Origin of the sequence: Paenibacillus methanolicus, from assembly GCF_008124765.1 — a bacterium.
Lineage (GTDB): Bacteria > Bacillota > Bacilli > Paenibacillales > Paenibacillaceae > Paenibacillus_Z > Paenibacillus_Z methanolicus.
In genome coordinates, this window is record NZ_VNHS01000002.1 from 261912 (window position 1) to 281559 (window position 19648).

18 protein-coding genes are annotated in these 19648 nt (G+C 53.8%); 1 reads left to right on the top strand and 17 read right to left on the bottom strand.

Features of this window, described 5'->3' with window-relative positions; all coding sequences use genetic code 11:
- Nucleotides 1-2 precede the first annotated feature (2 nt).
- The 17 genes from BCM02_RS05965 to sucC form a co-directional block, all read right to left on the bottom strand.
- Entirely contained in the window at nucleotides 3-938 is a 936-nt protein-coding gene (locus tag BCM02_RS05965; RefSeq protein WP_148928152.1) for a MotE family protein, read from the bottom strand.
- A 45-nt stretch (nucleotides 939-983) separates the two neighbouring features.
- Nucleotides 984-1427: a flagellar export protein FliJ gene (gene fliJ / locus BCM02_RS05970; protein ID WP_148928153.1), complete on the bottom strand. Its 444-nt coding sequence runs from the start codon at nucleotides 1425-1427 to the stop codon at nucleotides 984-986.
- 9 nt (nucleotides 1428-1436) lie between these two features.
- Nucleotides 1437-2762 (bottom strand): flagellar protein export ATPase FliI, encoded by a 1326-nt coding sequence (gene fliI, locus BCM02_RS05975; RefSeq protein ID WP_148928154.1) that lies wholly within the window; start codon nucleotides 2760-2762, stop codon nucleotides 1437-1439.
- A gap of 1 nt (nucleotide 2763) precedes the next feature.
- On the bottom strand, nucleotides 2764-3579 hold the full coding sequence (locus BCM02_RS05980) for a FliH/SctL family protein (protein ID WP_148928736.1): 816 nt from the start codon (nucleotides 3577-3579) through the stop codon (nucleotides 2764-2766).
- Nucleotides 3572-4585, bottom strand: a complete 1014-nt coding sequence (gene fliG, locus BCM02_RS05985; protein ID WP_148928155.1) for a flagellar motor switch protein FliG — start codon at nucleotides 4583-4585, stop codon at nucleotides 3572-3574. Before fliG ends, BCM02_RS05980 begins: the two co-directional genes overlap by 8 nt.
- An 11-nt stretch (nucleotides 4586-4596) precedes the next feature.
- The gene (gene fliF, locus BCM02_RS05990) at nucleotides 4597-6171 is read right to left on the bottom strand and encodes a flagellar basal-body MS-ring/collar protein FliF (RefSeq protein WP_148928156.1); all 1575 of its coding nucleotides are present in this window, start codon (nucleotides 6169-6171) and stop codon (nucleotides 4597-4599) included.
- Between the two features lie 55 nt (nucleotides 6172-6226).
- Nucleotides 6227-6532: a flagellar hook-basal body complex protein FliE gene (gene fliE, locus BCM02_RS05995; protein ID WP_148928157.1), complete on the bottom strand. Its 306-nt coding sequence runs from the start codon at nucleotides 6530-6532 to the stop codon at nucleotides 6227-6229.
- Between the two features lie 40 nt (nucleotides 6533-6572).
- Nucleotides 6573-7031, bottom strand: coding sequence for a flagellar basal body rod protein FlgC (gene flgC / locus BCM02_RS06000; protein WP_148928158.1), 459 nt, complete (start codon nucleotides 7029-7031; stop codon nucleotides 6573-6575).
- A gap of 3 nt (nucleotides 7032-7034) precedes the next feature.
- Nucleotides 7035-7442: a flagellar basal body rod protein FlgB gene (flgB, locus tag BCM02_RS06005; protein WP_148928159.1), complete on the bottom strand. Its 408-nt coding sequence runs from the start codon at nucleotides 7440-7442 to the stop codon at nucleotides 7035-7037.
- Between the two features lie 246 nt (nucleotides 7443-7688).
- Complete coding sequence (gene codY, locus BCM02_RS06010) at nucleotides 7689-8459, bottom strand: GTP-sensing pleiotropic transcriptional regulator CodY (RefSeq protein WP_148928160.1); 771 nt, start codon at nucleotides 8457-8459, stop codon at nucleotides 7689-7691.
- A 32-nt stretch (nucleotides 8460-8491) separates the two neighbouring features.
- Nucleotides 8492-9907, bottom strand: a complete 1416-nt coding sequence (gene hslU / locus BCM02_RS06015) for an ATP-dependent protease ATPase subunit HslU (RefSeq protein ID WP_148928161.1) — start codon at nucleotides 9905-9907, stop codon at nucleotides 8492-8494.
- Nucleotides 9908-9941: 34 nt separating this feature from the next.
- Nucleotides 9942-10487 carry an ATP-dependent protease subunit HslV gene (gene hslV, locus BCM02_RS06020; RefSeq protein WP_148928162.1) on the bottom strand — a complete coding sequence of 182 codons (546 nt, stop codon included), beginning with the start codon at nucleotides 10485-10487 and terminating at the stop codon, nucleotides 9942-9944.
- Nucleotides 10488-10678: 191 nt separating this feature from the next.
- Entirely contained in the window at nucleotides 10679-12019 is a 1341-nt protein-coding gene (gene trmFO / locus BCM02_RS06025; protein WP_148928163.1) for an FADH(2)-oxidizing methylenetetrahydrofolate--tRNA-(uracil(54)-C(5))-methyltransferase TrmFO, read from the bottom strand.
- Between the two features lie 41 nt (nucleotides 12020-12060).
- Nucleotides 12061-14163 carry a type I DNA topoisomerase gene (gene topA / locus BCM02_RS06030; protein ID WP_148928164.1) on the bottom strand — a complete coding sequence of 701 codons (2103 nt, stop codon included), beginning with the start codon at nucleotides 14161-14163 and terminating at the stop codon, nucleotides 12061-12063.
- 26 nt (nucleotides 14164-14189) lie between these two features.
- A complete protein-coding gene (dprA, locus tag BCM02_RS06035) occupies nucleotides 14190-15320 on the bottom strand; it encodes a DNA-processing protein DprA (protein WP_246183245.1) in 1131 nt (376 codons plus the stop codon).
- 188 nt (nucleotides 15321-15508) lie between these two features.
- Entirely contained in the window at nucleotides 15509-16438 is a 930-nt protein-coding gene (gene sucD / locus BCM02_RS06040; protein WP_148928165.1) for a succinate--CoA ligase subunit alpha, read from the bottom strand.
- Nucleotides 16439-16509: 71 nt separating this feature from the next.
- Nucleotides 16510-17670 (bottom strand): ADP-forming succinate--CoA ligase subunit beta, encoded by a 1161-nt coding sequence (gene sucC / locus BCM02_RS06045; RefSeq protein ID WP_148928166.1) that lies wholly within the window; start codon nucleotides 17668-17670, stop codon nucleotides 16510-16512.
- Between the two features lie 429 nt (nucleotides 17671-18099).
- Here sucC and BCM02_RS06050 point away from each other — a divergent pair, with 429 nt between their 5' ends.
- Nucleotides 18100-19644 carry a YifB family Mg chelatase-like AAA ATPase gene (locus tag BCM02_RS06050; protein WP_148928167.1) on the top strand — a complete coding sequence of 515 codons (1545 nt, stop codon included), beginning with the start codon at nucleotides 18100-18102 and terminating at the stop codon, nucleotides 19642-19644.
- Nucleotides 19645-19648: the final 4 nt, after the last annotated feature.

Sequence of the window (19648 nt, forward strand, 5' to 3'; positions counted from 1 at the left end):
AATTATTTACCGGTCATCAGCTTGGAAACAAGCTGCGCTGTAATTCCTTCATTTAACGAAGACATTTCCGACAAAATCGACGAACGTGCTGAGCTGTCAACCGCATTTAGGATCCGTAACACTTTGCTAGGGCTCACCTCCGACATTTTGATCAGAAGCTCGGCGGCGTTGGCCGCAGGCATATTCGTAAACGTATCTTTCAGCTGCGTCGTGCTAAGCGATGAGGACGGTTCTTCCGTCGTCGTCGTTTGCTTATTGAGGCGGGCCTGGAGCGCCGCGATTTGTTGGTCTTTCGCGCTCTTGATGTCCTTCAGCTTCACGGTCGCTTCCGCGGCCGTCTTCGGCGTCATCTTCTCCAGGACCTTGGCTTGATCATCCGTACGCATCGAGTTCAACACGAGTACCGCTTCGTCAAGCTCCATCGCTTCCATAATAGGGGCGGCTTTACTAGGCGACATCTTCGCGTACGTATCGGCCAGCGCTTTGATCTTCGCCGCATATTCTTCGTCGCTTAGCTTCGACGTGTCGCTCTCTTCCTTCTGCGCGCTTAGCTGCTTCACTTGATTTTGAAGGTCGCCGATTTGCTTATCCTTGACGGTCTGCTGACCGGTCGCCTCTTGCAGCGCCTTCTCCTTGGCCGACAACTGCTGCTTAAGCTGCGCGATTACCGCGTTCTGCTCTTCAGCCGCTTTGGCTGTCGCGCCTGCATCCGCGTTCTCGCCGTCACCGGCCGAAGTTTCGCTTTCCGTTACCGGATCCGGCAGCACTTCATTCAGAAACGGGATGGAGTCGCCAACGGTCAGCACCTTGTTCCTCAGGTCGAAGTTAAACAACGTGAGCAGCACGCCGAGCAGTACGATGGTGAACAGGATAGGGGTGACGAAAAACATGAACCGCTCAAACCCGCTATATCCCTTCTCCGCTTCCAATTCTGACACGAATTACCCCTCCTCCGGTCTTTAAACGCTCTGTAGTCGTATGGGTTAAGCCGGCGCGACGTATCGAACCGTCGCGATCTCGTCCAGCTCGTTCTGTTCTTGCAGCATTATCACCGCGCGGTATTGATGTAAAGCTTTATCCTTGGCCTTCAGCCATACCTTCTCGTCTTGCATCTTCTCTGTCAACTTCGAACGGCTCAGCTCGACTTCTCGCTGCGCTTTGCGGATGTCGGCTTGCTTGCGCATGATGCGGGAATCGATAAACTCAACGTACCGTTGCATGTCGAGCAACTCGGAGAGCGACGTGCCTCCGCTTGCGGCCTCCTGCAGCCTGTCCATCCACGAGCTCCGTTCGGCGATCAATTCGCTCAGCGAGGCCTCTTCGGCCTGCAGCTTGCCGATTGCCGCGGACAATACCGTCTCGGCTTGCGATTTCTCGCTCGCCTTTAAGTCGACGATTTTTTGATAGGCATACTTAAACTTGGCCATTCCTTACGATCAGCTCCGTTCGAATTCACTTAACAGCGCGTGCACCGCTTCCTCGTAACTTACTTTCTCCGTCGTCTTCTGACGGGTAAACGCGTTGATGGTACCGATCCTGTCGATCGCTCGGTCAATTTCCGCATTTGAACCTCGTTGGTACGCCCCGATATTAATGAGGTCTTCCGAATCCTTATAGGTAGCGAGCAGCCGCTTCAACTCATTCGCCGCATCCTGCTGCTCTTCCGGCACGATTTCTTTCATAACGCGGCTGATGGATTGAAGCACGTCGATCGCCGGGTAATGGCCCTTCTGGGCGATTGCGCGGCTTAGTACGATGTGACCGTCCAAGATGCCTCGGACCGCGTCGGCAATCGGCTCGTTCATATCGTCCCCGTCGACAAGCACGGTGTAGAACGCCGTAATCGAACCTCTCGGTCCTGTCCCTGCGCGTTCAAGCAGCTTCGGCAAATTCGCGAATACGGATGGCGTGTAACCGCGCGTCGCCGGCGGTTCGCCGATCGCAAGACCAACTTCGCGAAGCGCTTGAGCATAACGGGTAACCGAGTCCATCATAAGCATGACGTTCAAGCCGCGATCGCGGAAGTATTCCGCGATACTCGTTGCGATCAAGGCGCCTTTCATCCGAATCAGCGCCGGCTGGTCCGAAGTCGCGACGATCACGACCGAGCGGGCCAGACCTTCCGGTCCCAAATCCTTCTCGACGAACTCGAGCACCTCGCGTCCGCGTTCGCCGACAAGAGCTATAACGTTCACATCGGCCGAAGTGTTTCTAGCAATCATACCCAAGAGCGTACTCTTGCCGACGCCTGAACCTGCGAAGATACCGATACGTTGACCTTGTCCAACGGTGAGCAGGCCGTCGATGGCTCTCACGCCGACCGTCAGCGGCGTCTTGACCCGCGGACGGGCCAACGGGTTGCTCGGTTCGTTATGCGTTGAATAATGCGGCATTCTGGCCGGGAGCATCGAACTGTCCAGCGGCTGGCCCAAGCCGTCGAGCACTTTGCCCAGCAGCTCTGAGCCAACCTGCACGGTAAGTGGTTTGCCGGTACCGACCACGTCGCACCCCGGACCGATCGAAGCTAGCTCGCCGAGCGGCATTAGAATCAATTTATTGTCGCGGAAGCCAACGACTTCCGCTTTAAGCGGCTTGGATGCTTTCGTCGGGTAGATATAGCACACATCGCCAATGCTTGCATCCGGACCTTCCGACTCGACCGTCAAACCGATAACCTGCGTAACTTTGCCGTTCACCCGTACGGGATCGATCGGACGCATGTGCTCGATATATTTCATCGGATCCAGTTTAAGCGTGGCCATGTTATGCCCCCTCTTCGCCTGGCTGAAGCGCTAGCTGCATCAGCTCGCGTTTTATCTCGGACAACTGCGTATCTATCCGGGCATCAATACTACCAAAGGCGGAGCGAATCACGCAACCACCGTCTTTTACCGTTACGTCAGGCACAATTTGGAGCTCGGCTTGCGAGTCGATCGCCAAGTGAAGCTCTTCGCGGGCAGCCTGGATAAAATTCAGCTGCGAAGGCGATACGCACAACGTGATGACGCCTTGTTCGCGTCTTCTGGAAAGCGCCTTCGTCACCTGCTCGATCGTCCATTCAGGCGACATTGCCAGCTGCTTGCCGATAATCTTCTCGGCAATGGAGGTACTAAGTTCCACCAGGAACGGCTCTGCTTCTTGAATGATTTCTTCTTTCATCCTGTAGGCGCCTTCGAGTATCGTCTTCGCTTCGCCCAGAGACGTTTCCCATTGTTGGCGAATTTCTTGCTCGGCTTCTTCGCGGCCCTCGTTGTAACCGGTCTGATACCCTTCGCTGCGCATTTGTTCAAAGTGCTGCAGGTCGAGCTCGCGGCGCTCCTGCCACCATTGTTCAATGGCGGCATTCGCGTCGTCCAACATCTGCTGTATTTCGGCAGCGACCTCTTCCATTCGTTGCTTCGCGAAATTCTCGGCATCTTGAATGATTTGGTCGCGCAGCGAAATTGTTTCTTGATCTGGCCCGGGCGGGGTGTTTCGATCTTCTCCCTGCTGGGTATTAGCATAATAGTTGCGGAAAACTTCCAGACGTTTCAGATCGTCTAATGAAACGACATGGGTGGATTTATGAAGGCTAGACAATGATATCATCTCCTCCGCCACGTGCGATGATGATCTCACCCGACTCTTCGAGTCGACGGATCGTCGCTACGATACGAGTTTGAGCTTCCTCAACGTCACGCAGTCGAACAGGACCCATGAACTCCATTTCTTCCTTGAATGTTTCGGCCATCCGTTTGGACATGTTACGGAAGATGGCTTCGCGTACTTCTTCGCTCGCCACTTTAAGCGCAAGCTGAAGGTCGGCGTTCTCGATATCCCGTATGATGCGCTGAATCGCGCGGTTGTCGATGTTGACGATATCCTCGAACACGAACATGCGCTTCTTGATTTCCTCGGCCAGTTCCGGATCCTGAATCTCGAGCGCGTCGAGAATCGTGCGCTCCGTACCGCGGTCGACGCCGTTTAGGATCTGAACGATCGACTCGATACCGCCAGCGCTCGTGTAGTCCTGCGTAACCGTCGAAGACAACTTCTGCTCCAGGATGCGTTCGACGTGCGCAATCACTTCCGGCGACGTGCTGTCCATCAGCGCGATGCGTCTAGCGACTTCCGCTTGCTTATCTTGCGGCAAGGAGGACAAGATGGCTGCCGATTGGTCGGCGCCCAAGTACGACAGTACCAGAGCGATCGTCTGCGCGTTCTCGTTCTGAATAAAGTTGAGGATCTGGCTGGCGTCGGCTTTGCGTGCAAAGTCGAACGGACGTACCTGCAGCGTTGCCGTTAGGCGGTTGATCACTTCCAGCGCCTTCGACTCGCCCAGCGCTTTCTCTAGAATTTCTTTCGCATACGTGATACCGCCTTGCGAAATGTATTCCTGCGCCATACAAATCTGGTGGAATTCGCTCAAGATCGTGTCTTTATCTTCGCTGTCGACTTTGCGCACGTTCGCGATCTCCAGCGTCAGTTGTTCGATCTCTTCTTCGCGCAGATGTTTGAACACCTGAGCGGACACTTCCGGGCCTAACGAGATGAGAAGGATGGCCGCCTTTTGGCGACCACTGTAACCTTGCGCGACTTTAGCCATTTGCATTCCTCCTATTCGTCAGCAAGCCATGTACGGAGAAGGTTAACAAACTCTTCCGGTTTGTTCTTAGCCAAGGTCTCAAGCTGCTTGCGCATTTGATTGTCGTTGCCCGCCATCTCCAGATCAACGGTAGCAAAGTCGATTTTGTGCGGCGTAATGACTTCTTCCGCGAGCATTCGCTGCTCTGCTGCCTGCTTGCGGCGGCGTTTCACGAGCATGAATCCGAGCGCGCCGATGATTACAAGCGCTGCTGCGCCGATACCGATCGCCATCGTCATCGAGATGCCGGACGTCTCGGAAGCGTCGTCCGATGCCAAGAACGTCAGACCGCTGATCGAAATTTTCTTCCCGATGATCGCGTCGTCGTCTACATTTTGCCCAGATTCGCGCAATTGAGCACGAACAAGGGAAGACAAGAAGTCATTCACGTAAGTCTTGGCGTCTTCGCTAAGCTTGGACTTGTCGACCGCTACGCTGATGGATAGGTCTTTAATCACATATGGAGCGGATTCGATCTGGTTATTGATCCGGTTGAACTCGTAATTCGTCGTACGACTGTTCTCTTCCGAGCTGCTGGAATCGCCGCCCGTCGTCGCTTGGTAGCCTGGGACATCGGTCGAACCCGTGCCGGCTACGCCGCCGGAACCGCTTGTACCCGTCGAAGAAGAAGAGTTCGTCGCTTCGCTTACGATAATGCCGTTATTATTATTATTCTCAAGCGGCTTAACCAGCTGCTCGTCCGTTTTCTTTTTGTCGAAGTTAAAGGAACTCGATACGTTCACGACCATATTATCAAGCCCGACGATCGGGCCAAGCGTTTGTTGAATGCTGCGTTTGACTTCGCTCTCGTACTTTTTCTGGATTTGGAAGTGGCTCTCGACCGTTGTCGAGCTATCTGCGCCGCCGGTGTTCGAAGCCGTCAGCTCACCTTCCGCGCTGGAGATCGTAATGTTCTCAATCGCAAGCTTTGGCACCGAAGTTTTTACGAGATTATAATAGCCGTCTACTTCTTTTTGCGTCGGGCGATAGCCCGGTTTGAACGTAATCATGATCGAAGCGGAAGCCGGTTCTGCATCTTCCGTCGAAAGAAACGCGCTCTCTTCCGGCAGCGTGATCAGCACATTGGACTTTTGCACGCCGTTCATGCCATTAAGGAGACGCTGAATTTCGCCGTTAAGCGCACTGCGGTATTTCACATCGAACTCTCGGTCTGTCGAACCAAACGGCGTCGAACCTGAGGCGAAAGACTCAAAGCCGATCGAACCATTTTGAACAAGACCTTGTGAACCTGCTTCAACCTTGACCTTCTCGGCGTTCGCCGCTGGCACGAGGATGTTCCGGCCGCTATTGGCCAGTTCGTATGGAATGCTGTTCGAATCCAGATAGCTCATGACCGCCGCAGCGTCCGTCGAATCCAGATCTTGAAACGCGAGCTCGTATTCCGTCTTGGAGAACACCATCGTGAGCAACACGACGGTGATAATCAAGACACCTGCAGTCGCGCCGAGCATCACCTTTTGCTTCTTGCCCATCCCCGTCCACAACTGTGCGACTTTAGCCTTATATTGGTTGAATGTTTCGTTCACGACTTCACCTCACTTATTCGTAGTTGTAGTTGTCGAAGCGCCGTCTTACGATCTATTACATCTGCATCCGCATGATCTCTTGGTAGGCTTCTACGACCTTGTTACGCACTTGTGAAGTTAGCTGCAAGCTCAGTTCCGCTTGGGACGATGCTATCATAACTTGCGAGATATCCGCTTGTCCAACCATATATTTATCCGTTACTACCTGTACGTTCTTCTCTTGGTTTTGAACACTATTTAATGCATTTTGCAGGAAATCGCCGAACGTTTGCGTCATTTCTGCCGGCGTTTTGTCCTTCATAGCTGAATTCTGCGTTGATTGGATTGTCGTCAAAGGGTTAAACGTTGTTTTCTGAATCAAGTTGATCCCTCCATCTTATAGTCGATTGTTCCTATATCGATTAAGCTCGTCCGATTTCCAGCGCTTTCGAGAACATCGCTTTCGTCGTGTTGAGCGCCGTTACGTTCGCCTCATAAGAACGGGAAGCCGTGATCATGTCGACCATTTCCTTTGCTACGTCGACGTTCGGCATTTGCACATAGCCATTCGAGTCGGCATCCGGATTCGTAGGATCGTAGACTTGCTTGAATGGCGCCTGGTCTTCGACAATTTTCGCGACTTTCACGCCAGCCGCTTTCGAAGATGCCGTCCCATTCATCTTGCCGCTCAGCACATCAGCGAACGATGGCGTCGTCGGCTCGAGTACAACCATCTTACGAGCATAAGGGACATACTGTCCATTCACAAATTTAGCGCGCGTTGTCTCAGCATTGGCAATGTTGGATGAAATGACATCCATCCGCAGCCGCTGCGCGGTCAAGGCGGAAGCACTTACATCGAAGCCATTCGTGATTCTCATCTATTAAGCCCTCCCATCGATGCCGGTCCGCATCATCTTCACGTCATGGTTTAATTGCTGAATATAGAAGTTGTAGTTCAATTGGTTCTTGGCAAGCAATGTCATCTCGCGATCGATATCGACGTTGTTCTCGTTGTTATTCATGACCGTCGATTCATCCGTAACGATTTGCGCTTGAGGTTTCGATCCGCCGCTGCCGATCGGTATATGCTTCTTATTCGTTAGGCGCCCGGACAGTTCGGCCGAAGCTCCCATGGATTGTTGTAGTGTCTCTTCGAAGAGGACATCCGAACGCTTGAATTTCGGCGTATCCGCGTTGGCCACGTTATTCGAAATGACGCGTTGGCGCATTTCCGAGGCGTTAATTGCGCCTTCCAGCCGGTTAAAGTGTGCTCCGTTTAAGAGGCTCATTCGTATATACCCCCGTTTTCATTCTGTTTTCCTGATGTCATTTGTAGATATTCAACAGATTGTCCGACTTTCCTTCTTTGTTCGACAAAAGAATATCACGAATACATGAATATCGTGTCGATTAAGATCGACAAACTTAATATTCTATTTTTCGAACCTAGAATACAATAAGAAAAAAGCCCTATCTTTTAGTCAGATAGGACCTTAGGTGTTCGAAAATGCTGTTAGTATAGTGTTAAGAAACTGTTATTCCTTATTCTTCTTCAGCTCAATTATGAGCTGAGGGTTAAGAATTTTGATATAGGTTCCTTTCATGCCAAGGGAACGGGTCTCAATAACGCCAGCGCTTTCCAGCTTGCGAAGCGCGTTCACGATAACCGAGCGTGTAATACCCACGCGATCCGCGATTTTGGAAGCGACAAGCAGACCTTCCTTCCCGTCCAATTCGTCGAAAATATGTTCGACCGCTTCCTGCTCGCTGAACGACAACGAACCGACCGCAACCGCCACGACCGCGCGGCTTCTGGCTTCCTGCTCGATTTCTTCCGCGCGTTCGCGCAAAATTTCCATCCCAACGATGGTTGAGCCGTATTCCGCCAAAATCAGATCATCATCTCCGAAAGGCTCTGCATTTCGCAGCAAGACTAGCGTCCCTAACCGGTCGCGTCCGCCCACGATCGGTACGACCGTCATTTTCTCCGCGCCGGCCATAGCCGGAAACGAATCGCGAATCCCTTCATCCGGCACGACATTCGTCACGGTCTCCTGCATGAGCATGAACCGGTCGTTGCTTTCGACCGGGAAACGAAGCTCGTCTGCCGGAAGGGCTCTTAATTGCTCGTGCTGAAATGGACCTACCGCCGCGCAACCGAGCACTTTCCCTCTCCGGCTAACGACAAAGACGTCCGCTTGTATCGTTGTGCACAGCACCTCCGCCATCTCCCGGAAATTGAGCGCTCCGCCGGCCGCCCGCTGCAGCAGCCGGTTTAGCGTTCTTGTTTTTGCTAGTAAAATCATTTGTAAGCCTCCTACGATCCTGTCCGTACCTCTTATAAAATATATTGACTCAAATCGCGATTTTTCGCAATATTTCCTAACTTTTCCCTTACATATTCCGGCGTAATTGTGAGGCGATCAAGCGAGAGTTCCGGCGCTTCGAACGATAAGTCTTCAAGCAGCTTCTCCAAAATGGTATGCAGCCTGCGCGCGCCGATGTTCTCGGTATTCTTGTTCACGTCGGAAGCAATCGTCGCCAATTCCTTGATGGCCTCTTCCGAAAAATCGATCTCGATGCCTTCGGTCTCTAGAAGAGCCGTATATTGCTTCGTGAGCGCGTTCTTTGGCTCTGTCAAAATCCGGATAAAATCCTCCATGCTAAGACTAGTAAGCTCGACCCGAATCGGGAAACGGCCCTGCAGTTCAGGTATTAAATCGGACGGTTTCGCTACATGAAACGCACCTGCCGCCATGAATAAAATATAATCCGTTTTGACTGAACCGTATTTCGTCACCACCGTCGAACCTTCCACGATCGGCAGAATGTCGCGCTGCACGCCTTCGCGCGAAACGTCAGGACCGGAGCCTCGAGAAGGACTGGCGATTTTATCGATTTCGTCTATAAAAATAATGCCGCTTTGCTCGGCCCGAACGATCGATTCCGAGATGACGTCGTCCATATTGATTAGTTTGTTCGCTTCGTCTTGCGTCAATACTTTGCGCGCTTCCTTTATCGGCAGCTTGCGCTTCTTCGTCCGTTTGGGCATCAGCTGGCCGAACAGTTCCTGCATATTCATGCCGCCCATGCCACCGGCATCCCCCATGCTGCCTTGACCGGACAACATATCAAGCATCGTCGGCGACGTGTCTTCGACATCGATCTCGATGGATTGATTCTCGAGTTTGCCGGCATCCAGCTGCTCCTTAACCGATCTACGCCGGTCGAGAATGGAAGGATCGTTCTCTTGCGAATCGTCCTCTTCCTCCTTGCCGGATTGACCGCCGAATAGCATCTCGAGCGGGTTTTTGCCGCTCTTCGGCTTCACGGCCGACGGCACGAGCAGCGTAACGATCCGCTCATTGGCTTGCTTCTCCGCACGATCGCGTACCTGCTCGGTTTTCTCGGCTTTCACCATGCGAATCGCCGTCTCCACCAAGTCGCGAACCATCGACTCCACATCGCGGCCCACATAACCGACCTCGGTAAACTTCGTCGCCTCCACTTTGACGAACGGCGCGTTCACGAGCTTCGCCAGTCTGCGCGCGATTTCAGTTTTCCCTACGCCGGTCGGTCCGATCATCAAAATATTTTTCGGCACGATCTCGTCCCGCAAAGCCTCAGCCAGACGGCTGCGACGGTAACGGTTTCGCAGCGCGACCGCCACCGAACGTTTCGCCGATTTTTGACCAATGATATATTTATCCAACTCTGCGACGATCTGACGCGGCGTTAAAGCTTCATTTCCCATCGATTATCCCTCCGCCCGAGTAGTGTCCGTCCGATTACTCCAGCTCTTCCACAACGATGTTCCGATTCGTAAATACGCATATATCGGCGGCGATTTCCAAAGCGGCGCGCGCCATATCCTTCGCTTCCATATTCGTGGCATGGCCTTTGAGCGCGCGTGCCGCGGCCAATGCGAAGCTTCCGCCAGAACCGATCGCAAGCACGCCGTCATCCGGCTCGATGATTTCGCCGCCGCCGGAAATGAGAAGCATGCCGCTCTTATCCATGACGATCATCATTGCTTCCAATTTGCGCAGGATGCGGTCCGAACGCCAATCTTTCGCAAGCTCGACGGCAGCTCGCTGCAAGTTGCCGTGATGCTCTTCCAGCTTGGCTTCAAATTTCTCGAACAACGAAATGGCATCTGCAACCGAGCCCGCAAAACCTGCGACGACTTGGCCGCGGTACAATCGGCGCACCTTCTTGGCCTGATGTTTCATGACCATGCTGTTACCGAACGTAACCTGACCGTCTCCGGCGATCGCGCCTTGCCCATTGTGCCTAACCGCGCAGATCGTCGTTGCATGAAACTGCATTTCCATTGGCTCTGCCCCCATTCCGGCTTATAGAATTGATTCATCTATGAAGACGATGTCAAATATGACATGCTAATGTTCGATTGTCAAAAAAGGAAACAGCGGCCGGCATACCGGTTCCCGCTGCGATTGATCGTATAAACTAACGTTGCCCACGTCAAGCTCGGATAAATCGGATAATCTGATGTTAGCTAAATTTAGCCTTCTACAGGGGTACCTTCCAGATCCGATGCCTGGAATTGCGCCAATCGGTCTAACGCGCGTCCGGCAATGGCTTCATTCTTTTCTTTCTTTCCTTTAATTCGTTTCTCCAGCGGCGGGAACAATCCAAAATTGGCATTCATCGGCTGGAAGTGTTTAAAGTCTGCTGTCGTAATATAGTGAGCCATACTGCCGAGCGTTGTATCTTCCGGCAGTACGATTGGATCTAGACCGCGTGCCAGGCGTCCCGCATTCAGTCCGGCAATCAATCCGGATGCGGCAGACTCGACATAGCCTTCCACGCCCGTCATTTGACCGGCGAAAAATAAGTTGTCCCGGCGAGCAAATTGATACGTCGGCTTCATCAATTTCGGCGAATTGATGAACGTATTGCGGTGCATGACGCCGAATCGGACGAATTCCGCCTGCTCTAAACCCGGGATCAACGAGAAGACGCGTTTCTGCTCGCCCCACTTCAGATGGGTTTGGAACCCGACGAGATTATAGAGCGTGCCAGCGGCGTTATCTTGGCGAAGCTGAACGACTGCATAAGGCAATTTGCCGGTATGCGGGTTGATCAGTCCAACCGGTTTCATTGGGCCGAAAAGGGCGGTTTGTTTGCCCCGGCGCATCATGACTTCGATCGGCATGCAGCCCTCGAAATACTGCTCCTTCTCAAACTCCTTGAGCGCGGCTGTCTCGGCCGTAATGATCGCATCGTAAAAGACGTTGAATTCCTCTTCCGTCATCGGGCAATTCAAGTACGCCGCCTCACCCTTGTCGTACCTGGACGCCAGGTACACCTTGGACATGTCGATCGAATCCTTCTCTACGATCGGCGCCGCCGCATCATAGAAGTAGAAGTATTCCTCGCCCAGCAAAGCTTGAATTTCCTTCGAGAGAGCGTCCGCCGTAAGCGGTCCCGTCGCGATGACGACGATGCCGTCTTCCGGGATATGCTTCACTTCTTCCGTGCGTACTTCAACAAGCGGATGCTCCTTCAACAATCGCGTGACATCCCCGGAAAAACCGTCACGGTCAACGGCCAAAGCTCCTCCCGCCGGGACCGCGTTACGGTCCGCGCAATCCATGATGAGCGACTGCATACGGCGCATCTCTTCCTTTAGGACGCCTACCGCGTTCTGTAGTCCGTTCGCGCGAAGGCTGTTGCTGCATACCAATTCGGCGAAATTGTTCGTATGATGCGCCGGCGTCTTAGTCGCCGGGCGCATTTCGTATAATGTCACGGGAACGCCTTGGGAAGCAATTTGCCATGCGGCCTCGCTTCCCGCCAGACCCGCGCCGATTACGGTTACTCGTTGCTGCTGTTCTGACAAAACATGTACCTACCTTTCTTCTATGCGAAATCAAGCTTCATTCAACCTTCCGCCTGATCCGCATCTTCAACCAATTCCTCCGAGAAGTCGCATTGCGTACATACGTGTTTGGCCCCGCTGCGATTGCGCTTCTCCACCATCGGCCCTCCGCAGGAAGGGCACGGCTTGCTAACCGGTTTATCCCACGAGACGTAATCGCAGCCTGGATACTGGTCGCATCCGTAGAAGACTCGCCCCTTCTTGCTCCGTCGCTCGATGATTTTACCTTCGTGACACTTCGGACATTCGACGCCTATATCCTTCACGATCGGTTTCGTGTTCCGGCAGTCCGGGAATCCGGAGCAAGCAAGGAACTTGCCGAAGCGCCCCATCTTGTACACCATATGTTTGCCGCACTTCTCGCATGTCTCGTCGGAAATTTCGTCTTGGATCTCGATTTCCTTCATCTCGTCCTCGGCCACTTCAAGCCGTTTCTCGAACGACTCATAAAATTGACCGAGTACGCGAACCCAGTTCTCGGTTCCTTCCTCGACATGGTCGAGATCGCCTTCCATATGGGCCGTAAATTCGGCGTCCAAAATCTCGGGGAAAAATTCCTCCATTAGCTGGATGACCAGCTCGCCGAGCTCCGTCGGCACGAATTTTTTCTCCTCGATCGCGACGTATCCGCGCTTCTGTATCGTCTCCAGCGTTGGCGCATATGTACTCGGACGGCCGATGCCGACCTCTTCCATCGTGCGTACCAGCCGGGCTTCCGTATATCGCGGAGGCGGCTGGGTAAAATGCTGCTTCGGATCGATCGCCTCCGAGACTGCTTCGTTGCCGACGGCCAGCGGCGGAAGGAACTTCTCCTCCTCGGTCGTGCCGTCATCGTTTCCTTCCACGTAGATCTTCATGAAGCCGTGGAATTTAACCTTCGAACCGGCGGCGCGGAATGTTGCGGAGCCGACCGTCAAATCGACCGTCATCGTATCGAGAACGGCCGAAGCCATCTGGCTAGCGACGAAGCGCTCCCACACCAATTTGTACAACCGGAATTGATCCCGGCTCAGGAATTCCTTCACCGATTCCGGATCGCGAATTACCGACGTCGGACGAACCGCTTCATGCGCGTCCTGCGCGTTGCTGTTCTTCTTCGTATACACCCTTGGTTGCTCGGGCACGTACGAAGCGCCATATTTCTCTTCGATGTACCCTTTCGCTTCCTCTTGCGCCACAGGAGAGATCCGAGTCGAGTCCGTACGCATATACGTGATCAGACCAACCGTGCCTTCCTTGCCGAGATCCACGCCTTCATAAAGCTGCTGCGCGACCGACATCGTCTTGGATGCCCGGAAGCCCAGCTTTCTTGCCGCCTCTTGTTGTAAGGAACTCGTAATGAATGGTGGCGCCGGATTACGCAGTCGTTCTTTTTCCCGTACGTCGATGACTTGGAATGTTCCCGTCCCCATGGCGGCGAGTACTTCCTGCACGTCCTGTTCGCTGCCGAGTTCCCGCTTCTCGCCGTTCAACCCGTAGAACTTCGCTTCAAAAGCGGAGTTTTTATGCTTGAGCTGCGCCGTAATCGTCCAATACTCTTCAGGCACGAACGCGTCGATTTCGTTCTCGCGATCAATGATTAACTTAACCGCAACCGACTGCACACGGCCGGCTGACAACCCCTTCTTCACTTTCTTCCAGAGCAGCGGACTGATTTTGTAACCGACAAGGCGGTCAAGGATGCGCCGCGCCTGCTGGGCGTTTACTAAATCCATATTGATCGGACGCGGGGTCTTGAAAGCGTCTTTCACGGCCTGCTTCGTAATTTCGTTAAATACGACGCGGCATTGATCTTTCTCGTTCAACTCCAAATAATGCGCCAAGTGCCATGCGATCGCTTCGCCTTCGCGATCGGGGTCAGCTGCGAGATACACTTTTTTCACTTTCTTGCTCGCATCTTTCAATTCCTTAAGAACGCTGCCTTTACCGCGAATCGTAATATATTTAGGATTGAAATCGTTCTCGACTTCAACGCCGATCTGACTCTTGGGCAAATCGCGAATATGACCCATGGAAGCCTTGACGATGAACTTGCTGCCAAGGTATTTGCCAATCGTCTTCGCCTTAGCCGGCGACTCGACAATGACGAGCGAATCTGCTGCCATACTAGCGCCCTCCTCTCCGTTAACTGCTATGTAACGCTGTATAATGAACCGGGATGCTGTTCAATCTTCCGTTTTATAGTTAAATTTATCAGAATCGCGTGCAAAAGTCCAAAAGGATAACCCGAAGCCTCATGCAGCTCGTCCATCGTCCTAGCTTCATCCTGCAATAACCGGTAAATATTCGCTTCTTCGACGCTCAAGAGCGACTGCGCCGAAGATTCGGATTGCTTGTTCACAAGAGACTTGGACGATTGCGCATTCAGGACATCCATCCAAGGAAATTCTTCAATAATATGTGCCGCATCGGTGACGAGCTTGGCCCCGCATTCGCGAATGAGTCGGTTTGTGCCGGCGCTCTTGGGCGACGAGATCGGCCCCGGAACCGCGAACACTTCGCGGGACATGTCCAGCGCTTGCGTTGCCGTAATGAGCGAACCGCTTCGTTCAGCCGCCTCGATGACCAGCGTCCCTACGGACAAGCCTGCGATTATCCTGTTGCGAAGCGGAAAATGTCCGGGATGAAAAGGAGTACCTGGCGGCACTTCGGACAAAATAAGCCCTCGCTCCTTCAAGTCCGCGTATAAACCGCGATTCTGAGGCGGGTAAACAACGTCTACCGGCGTTCCGAGAACGGCGATCGTCGATCCCGTCTCGCCTATCGCTCCCTCATGCGCATAAGCATCGATTCCTCGGGCCATCCCGCTCACGACCGTCAATCCTCTCGATGCCAACGCTTTCGATAAATCCAGCGCCGTTCGTCGACCGTAAGCCGTCGGTCCGCGCGTTCCTACGATCGCAATGCCGAGTCCTTCCAACAGATCGATTCTTCCGACCGCATATAGCACCCACGGCGGCTGCGGAATGTGCCGCAGAAGCTTAGGATACGCTTCCTGAAAAGGAGTGAGCAGCATGATGCCGCGCCGACGGGCTGCCTCCCTTGGATTCTCCGCGGCCACTCGTCTCATAGCGGCACAAGCTGCGCTTGCCTGCTCGAACTTCATTCCGAATTGTTGCTGCCAATCGGCAGCTCCGTACTCCGCATATTGGTTCCAAGCGCCGTGTTGGACGACCTTCCGAATCGTCTGCCAGCCAATGCCTGTCGTTTCGTGGAGGACAATGACTGCAGCCTCCATCAGCGATTCATTATTTTGCTTCATTAATACATCCGTCCCTTCTCCGAAGGGCGGACCCGCATCCTTACCCTATTGTGCTTGACTAGGAAACAGATTGCAAGCCGCATCCATCGATAAGATCGTCATTTTTTTGAAAAAATTAAAAAAAGCAACCTTTCGTTTCCGAAAATTCGGAAAATCGAAAGGTTGCTTACCTTTTTATCGCGCTAATATTAGTGAGTTTTACATTTCTCGAGCAGACCTTGCTCTTCGAGCACGGAGACGAGCGTGGAGCCCATATCCGACGGCGTAGGCGCTACTTTAATACCGCAAGCTTCCAGCGTCGCGATTTTCTCGGCTGCCGTGCCTTTGCCGCCGGAGATGATCGCGCCCGCATGACCCATGCGTTTGCCCGGAGGCGCCGTCGCGCCGCCGATGAAGCCGACAACCGGCTTCTTCATGTTCGCTTTGACCCACTCTGCCGCTTCTTCTTCCGCCGACCCGCCGATTTCGCCAATCATGATGACCGCGTACGTGTTCGGATCGTCGTTGAACATGCTCAGAATGTCGATGAACTCGGAGCCTTTAACCGGGTCGCCGCCAATACCTACCGCGGACGATTGGCCGATGCCGCGAGTCGTCAGCTGATGAACCGCTTCGTACGTGAGCGTTCCGCTGCGCGATACGACGCCAACATGGCCTTTCGTATGGATGTAACCCGGCATAATGCCGATTTTGCACTCGCCTGGCGTGATGACGCCCGGGCAGTTAGGACCGATCAGACGAGTTTTCTTGCCTTCCATGTAACGGGAGACTTTAACCATATCCAGAACCGGAATGCCTTCCGTGATGCAGATGACGAGATCCAGCTGCGCGTCTACCGCTTCCAAGATCGCATCTGCCGCAAATGCAGGCGGTACGTAAATAACCGACGCGGTAGCGCCCGTAGCAGCTACGGCTTCAACCACCGTGTTGAATACCGGCAATGATTTCGTTTCGCCGTTCTCCAGCTTGATGTCGACGGTCGTCCCGCCTTTGCCCGGCGAAGTGCCGCCTACCATTTGCGTGCCGTAATCAAGCGCGCCTTTGGCGTGGAACAACGCTGTTTTGCCCGTAATGCCTTGCGTGATGACTTTTGTATTTTTGTCAACCAAGATACTCATTTCGAGACTCACATCCCCTATATGAATTCATATGCCGCGGCGCCAGCGGCTCGCGGGCTACAAGTAAGTTATTACTTCACGAGCTCGACGATCTTCTGCGCACCGTCGGACATGGATTCGGCAGCAACGATGTTCAGTCCGGATTCGTTCAGCAGTTTCTTGCCAAGCTCCACGTTCGTGCCTTCGAGGCGAACGACGAGCGGACGGTCAAGACCGAGCTCTCTGGCAGCGGCGATAACGCCTTCCGCGATAATATCGCACTGCATGATGCCGCCGAAGATGTTGACGAAGATCCCTTTGACTTTATCGTCGGAGAGAATGATTTTGAATGCTTCGGTAACTTTCTCTTTGGTAGCGCCGCCCCCTACGTCGAGGAAGTTGGCAGGGTCGCCGCCATAGTATTTGATGATGTCCATCGTCGCCATAGCGAGTCCGGCGCCATTAACCATACAGCCGATGTTGCCGTCGAGCGCGATGTAGCTCAGATCGAATTTAGACGCTTCGATTTCCTTCGCATCCTCTTCGTCCAGATCGCGAAGCGCCAGAATGTCCTTGTGGCGGTACAGCGCGTTGGAGTCGAAGTTCAACTTGGCGTCAAGCGCCATAACATTGCCGTCGCCGGTCACGACGAGCGGGTTGATCTCCGCGATCGAGCAGTCCTTGTCCACGAATGCCGTGTACAGCGCGATCATGAAGCTCGCGGCTTTGTTCACGAGCTCGTTCGGAATATTGATGGCGAACGCCAGCTTCTTAGCTTGGAAAGGCTGAAGACCGACGGCAGGGTCAATCACTTCTTTGAAAATTTTCTCAGGCGTGTGCGCGGCGACCTCTTCGATCTCCGTACCGCCCTCTTCGGAGGCCATCATGACGACGCGGCCGGTACCGCGGTCCACGACTACGCCCACGTAGTATTCTTTCTTAATGTCGCAGCCTTGCTCGATTAGCAAGCGCTTAACTTCTTTGCCTTCAGGTCCCGTTTGGTGCGTAACAAGCGTCTTGCCGAGAATTTCGGATGCGTATGCGCGTACCTCGTCCAAGTTTTTCGCAACTTTAACGCCGCCCGCTTTACCGCGGCCGCCGGCATGGATTTGCGCTTTTACGACAACGACTTGGGTGCCCAGCGCTTCCGCTGCCGCCACCGCTTCGTCCACCGTGAACGCAACTTTGCCTTCAGGTACGACTACACCATACTGCTTCAGCACTTCTTTGCCTTGATACTCATGGATATTCATTAACGAAAATCCTCCTATCCGCAGTCAAATACTACGTATGTACACACAAAAAACCTTCACTATTGTAACATACATCCGTCAGCTATTACCTTATTTTCCGTCTAGAAAAACCGCGTTATTTTGATATGGATTTCATCTCAAATTGAGATGATAGAAGCATCCTGCTCGTGAATGGCGCATGATGAATCCATCGACTGGGCAGCCTTAAGATGCAAGCCAGCCAAAGCGTAGTATGGCCGTTCGCTTGTCAGATTATGAGCGGACCGCCAAATCGGCGCGCGTGCCTGCAAAATCGAAGCATCTCTCTGGGATAAACGTATGTCGACGGCAATTGACACCCGCCGTGAAGCCCTCTATGATGAGGGTAATAAAAATGTGGAACGGATTTGTGAGGAAGCACCTTCATCCGAATTGATGGAGGTGCTTTTTGTGTTTGTCGCGATTTGTGGCGCAAGCGTATACGGGATAGAAGGTAAATTAATCGCGGTAGAAGCGGATATCGCGAGCGGTCTTCCTCAGGTCAACGTTGTCGGTTTGCCCGACCCCGCCGTGCGCGAATCGGTGGAACGGGTACGGGCAGCGATCAAAAACTGCGGCTTCAACTTTCCGCTTGAACGTATTACGATTAATTTGGCTCCCGCGGATCTGCGCAAGGAAGGCACCGCGTTCGATCTTGCCATCGCCGCTTCCATCTTGGCTGCCAGCGCGCAGCTGAAGCCGGAAACCTTAAGCGACACGCTCGTGCTCGGGGAACTGGCGCTCAGCGGCGAGGTTCGAGCCATCCCCGGCGTGCTGGCCATGGTCGAGCAAGCCAAGCTGAGCGGCATGACAAGAGTGCTGCTCCCTGCCGGCAACGCGCCGGAGGCCTCCTTCATCGGAGGCATGGAACTGTTTGCGCTGCGGCATCTGAGCCAGCTTCAAGGCGGTGGCGGATCGGACAAATGGGAAGCGCTTCGATATGACCCTGCATCGGAGACGTCGTGGCCTTCGAAAGTGGAGCAATCCGCGCATGGCGACTTCGGCGACGTGCTCGGCCAGCATCATGCGAAGCGGGCGCTCATGATTGCCGCGGCCGGCAATCATAACGTGCTCTTCAGCGGACCTCCCGGAACGGGCAAGACGATGCTCGCCCGGCGACTCCCCGGTATCATGCCGCCGCTTGGGGAAGATGAAGCGCTGCAGGTTACCAAAATCTACAGTTCCGCCGGCAAGCTGCCGCATGGCGTGGCTTCGCTGCTGCGCGAACGTCCTTTTCGCACGCCGCATCACACCATCTCGGCAGCGGGTCTTATCGGTGGAGGTTCAATCCCGAGACCAGGCGAAGTGACGCTTGCGCATCGAGGCGTGCTGTTTTTAGACGAGCTGCCAGAATTCTCGAGAAATGCCTTGGAAGTGCTGCGTCAGCCGCTTGAAGACCGCGAGGTAACCATTGCGCGATCGAGAGCCGTCTTCCGTTTCCCCGCCCACTTCCTGCTCGCGAGTTCCATGAATTCCTGCCCGTGCGGCTATTACGGCCATGATACGGAAGACAAGCGCTGCCAATGCAGCGAGCTTGCGATCTCGCGATATCGCGCCAAAATCTCCGGTCCGCTGCTTGATCGGATCGACATGCACATTGAAGTCGCGCGGCCAGTTAATACCGACGGGCTGCAACCGGGAATGTCTTCTGCGGAAATGCGCAAACACGTGCTTGAAGCTCATGAGCGCGGGCAGGAACGGCTCAAATATACGGGAGCCCCTTTGGCCGCCCTAGCCGGAGCCTCCCTTCAACGCGCCGTATCTCGAACCCGGGAAGCGAACGAATTGTTAAAACTGGCTTTCGATTCGCTGGGCGTCAGCCTTCGCGCGCATGACCGCATTCTAAAGCTGGCCCGCACCATCGCGGACATCGAGAAATGCGAACTCGTCGACGCGCCGCATGTTGCGGAAGCGATTGGATACCGAAGCCTCGACCGTAATTTGCACGCGCGCTAATTAC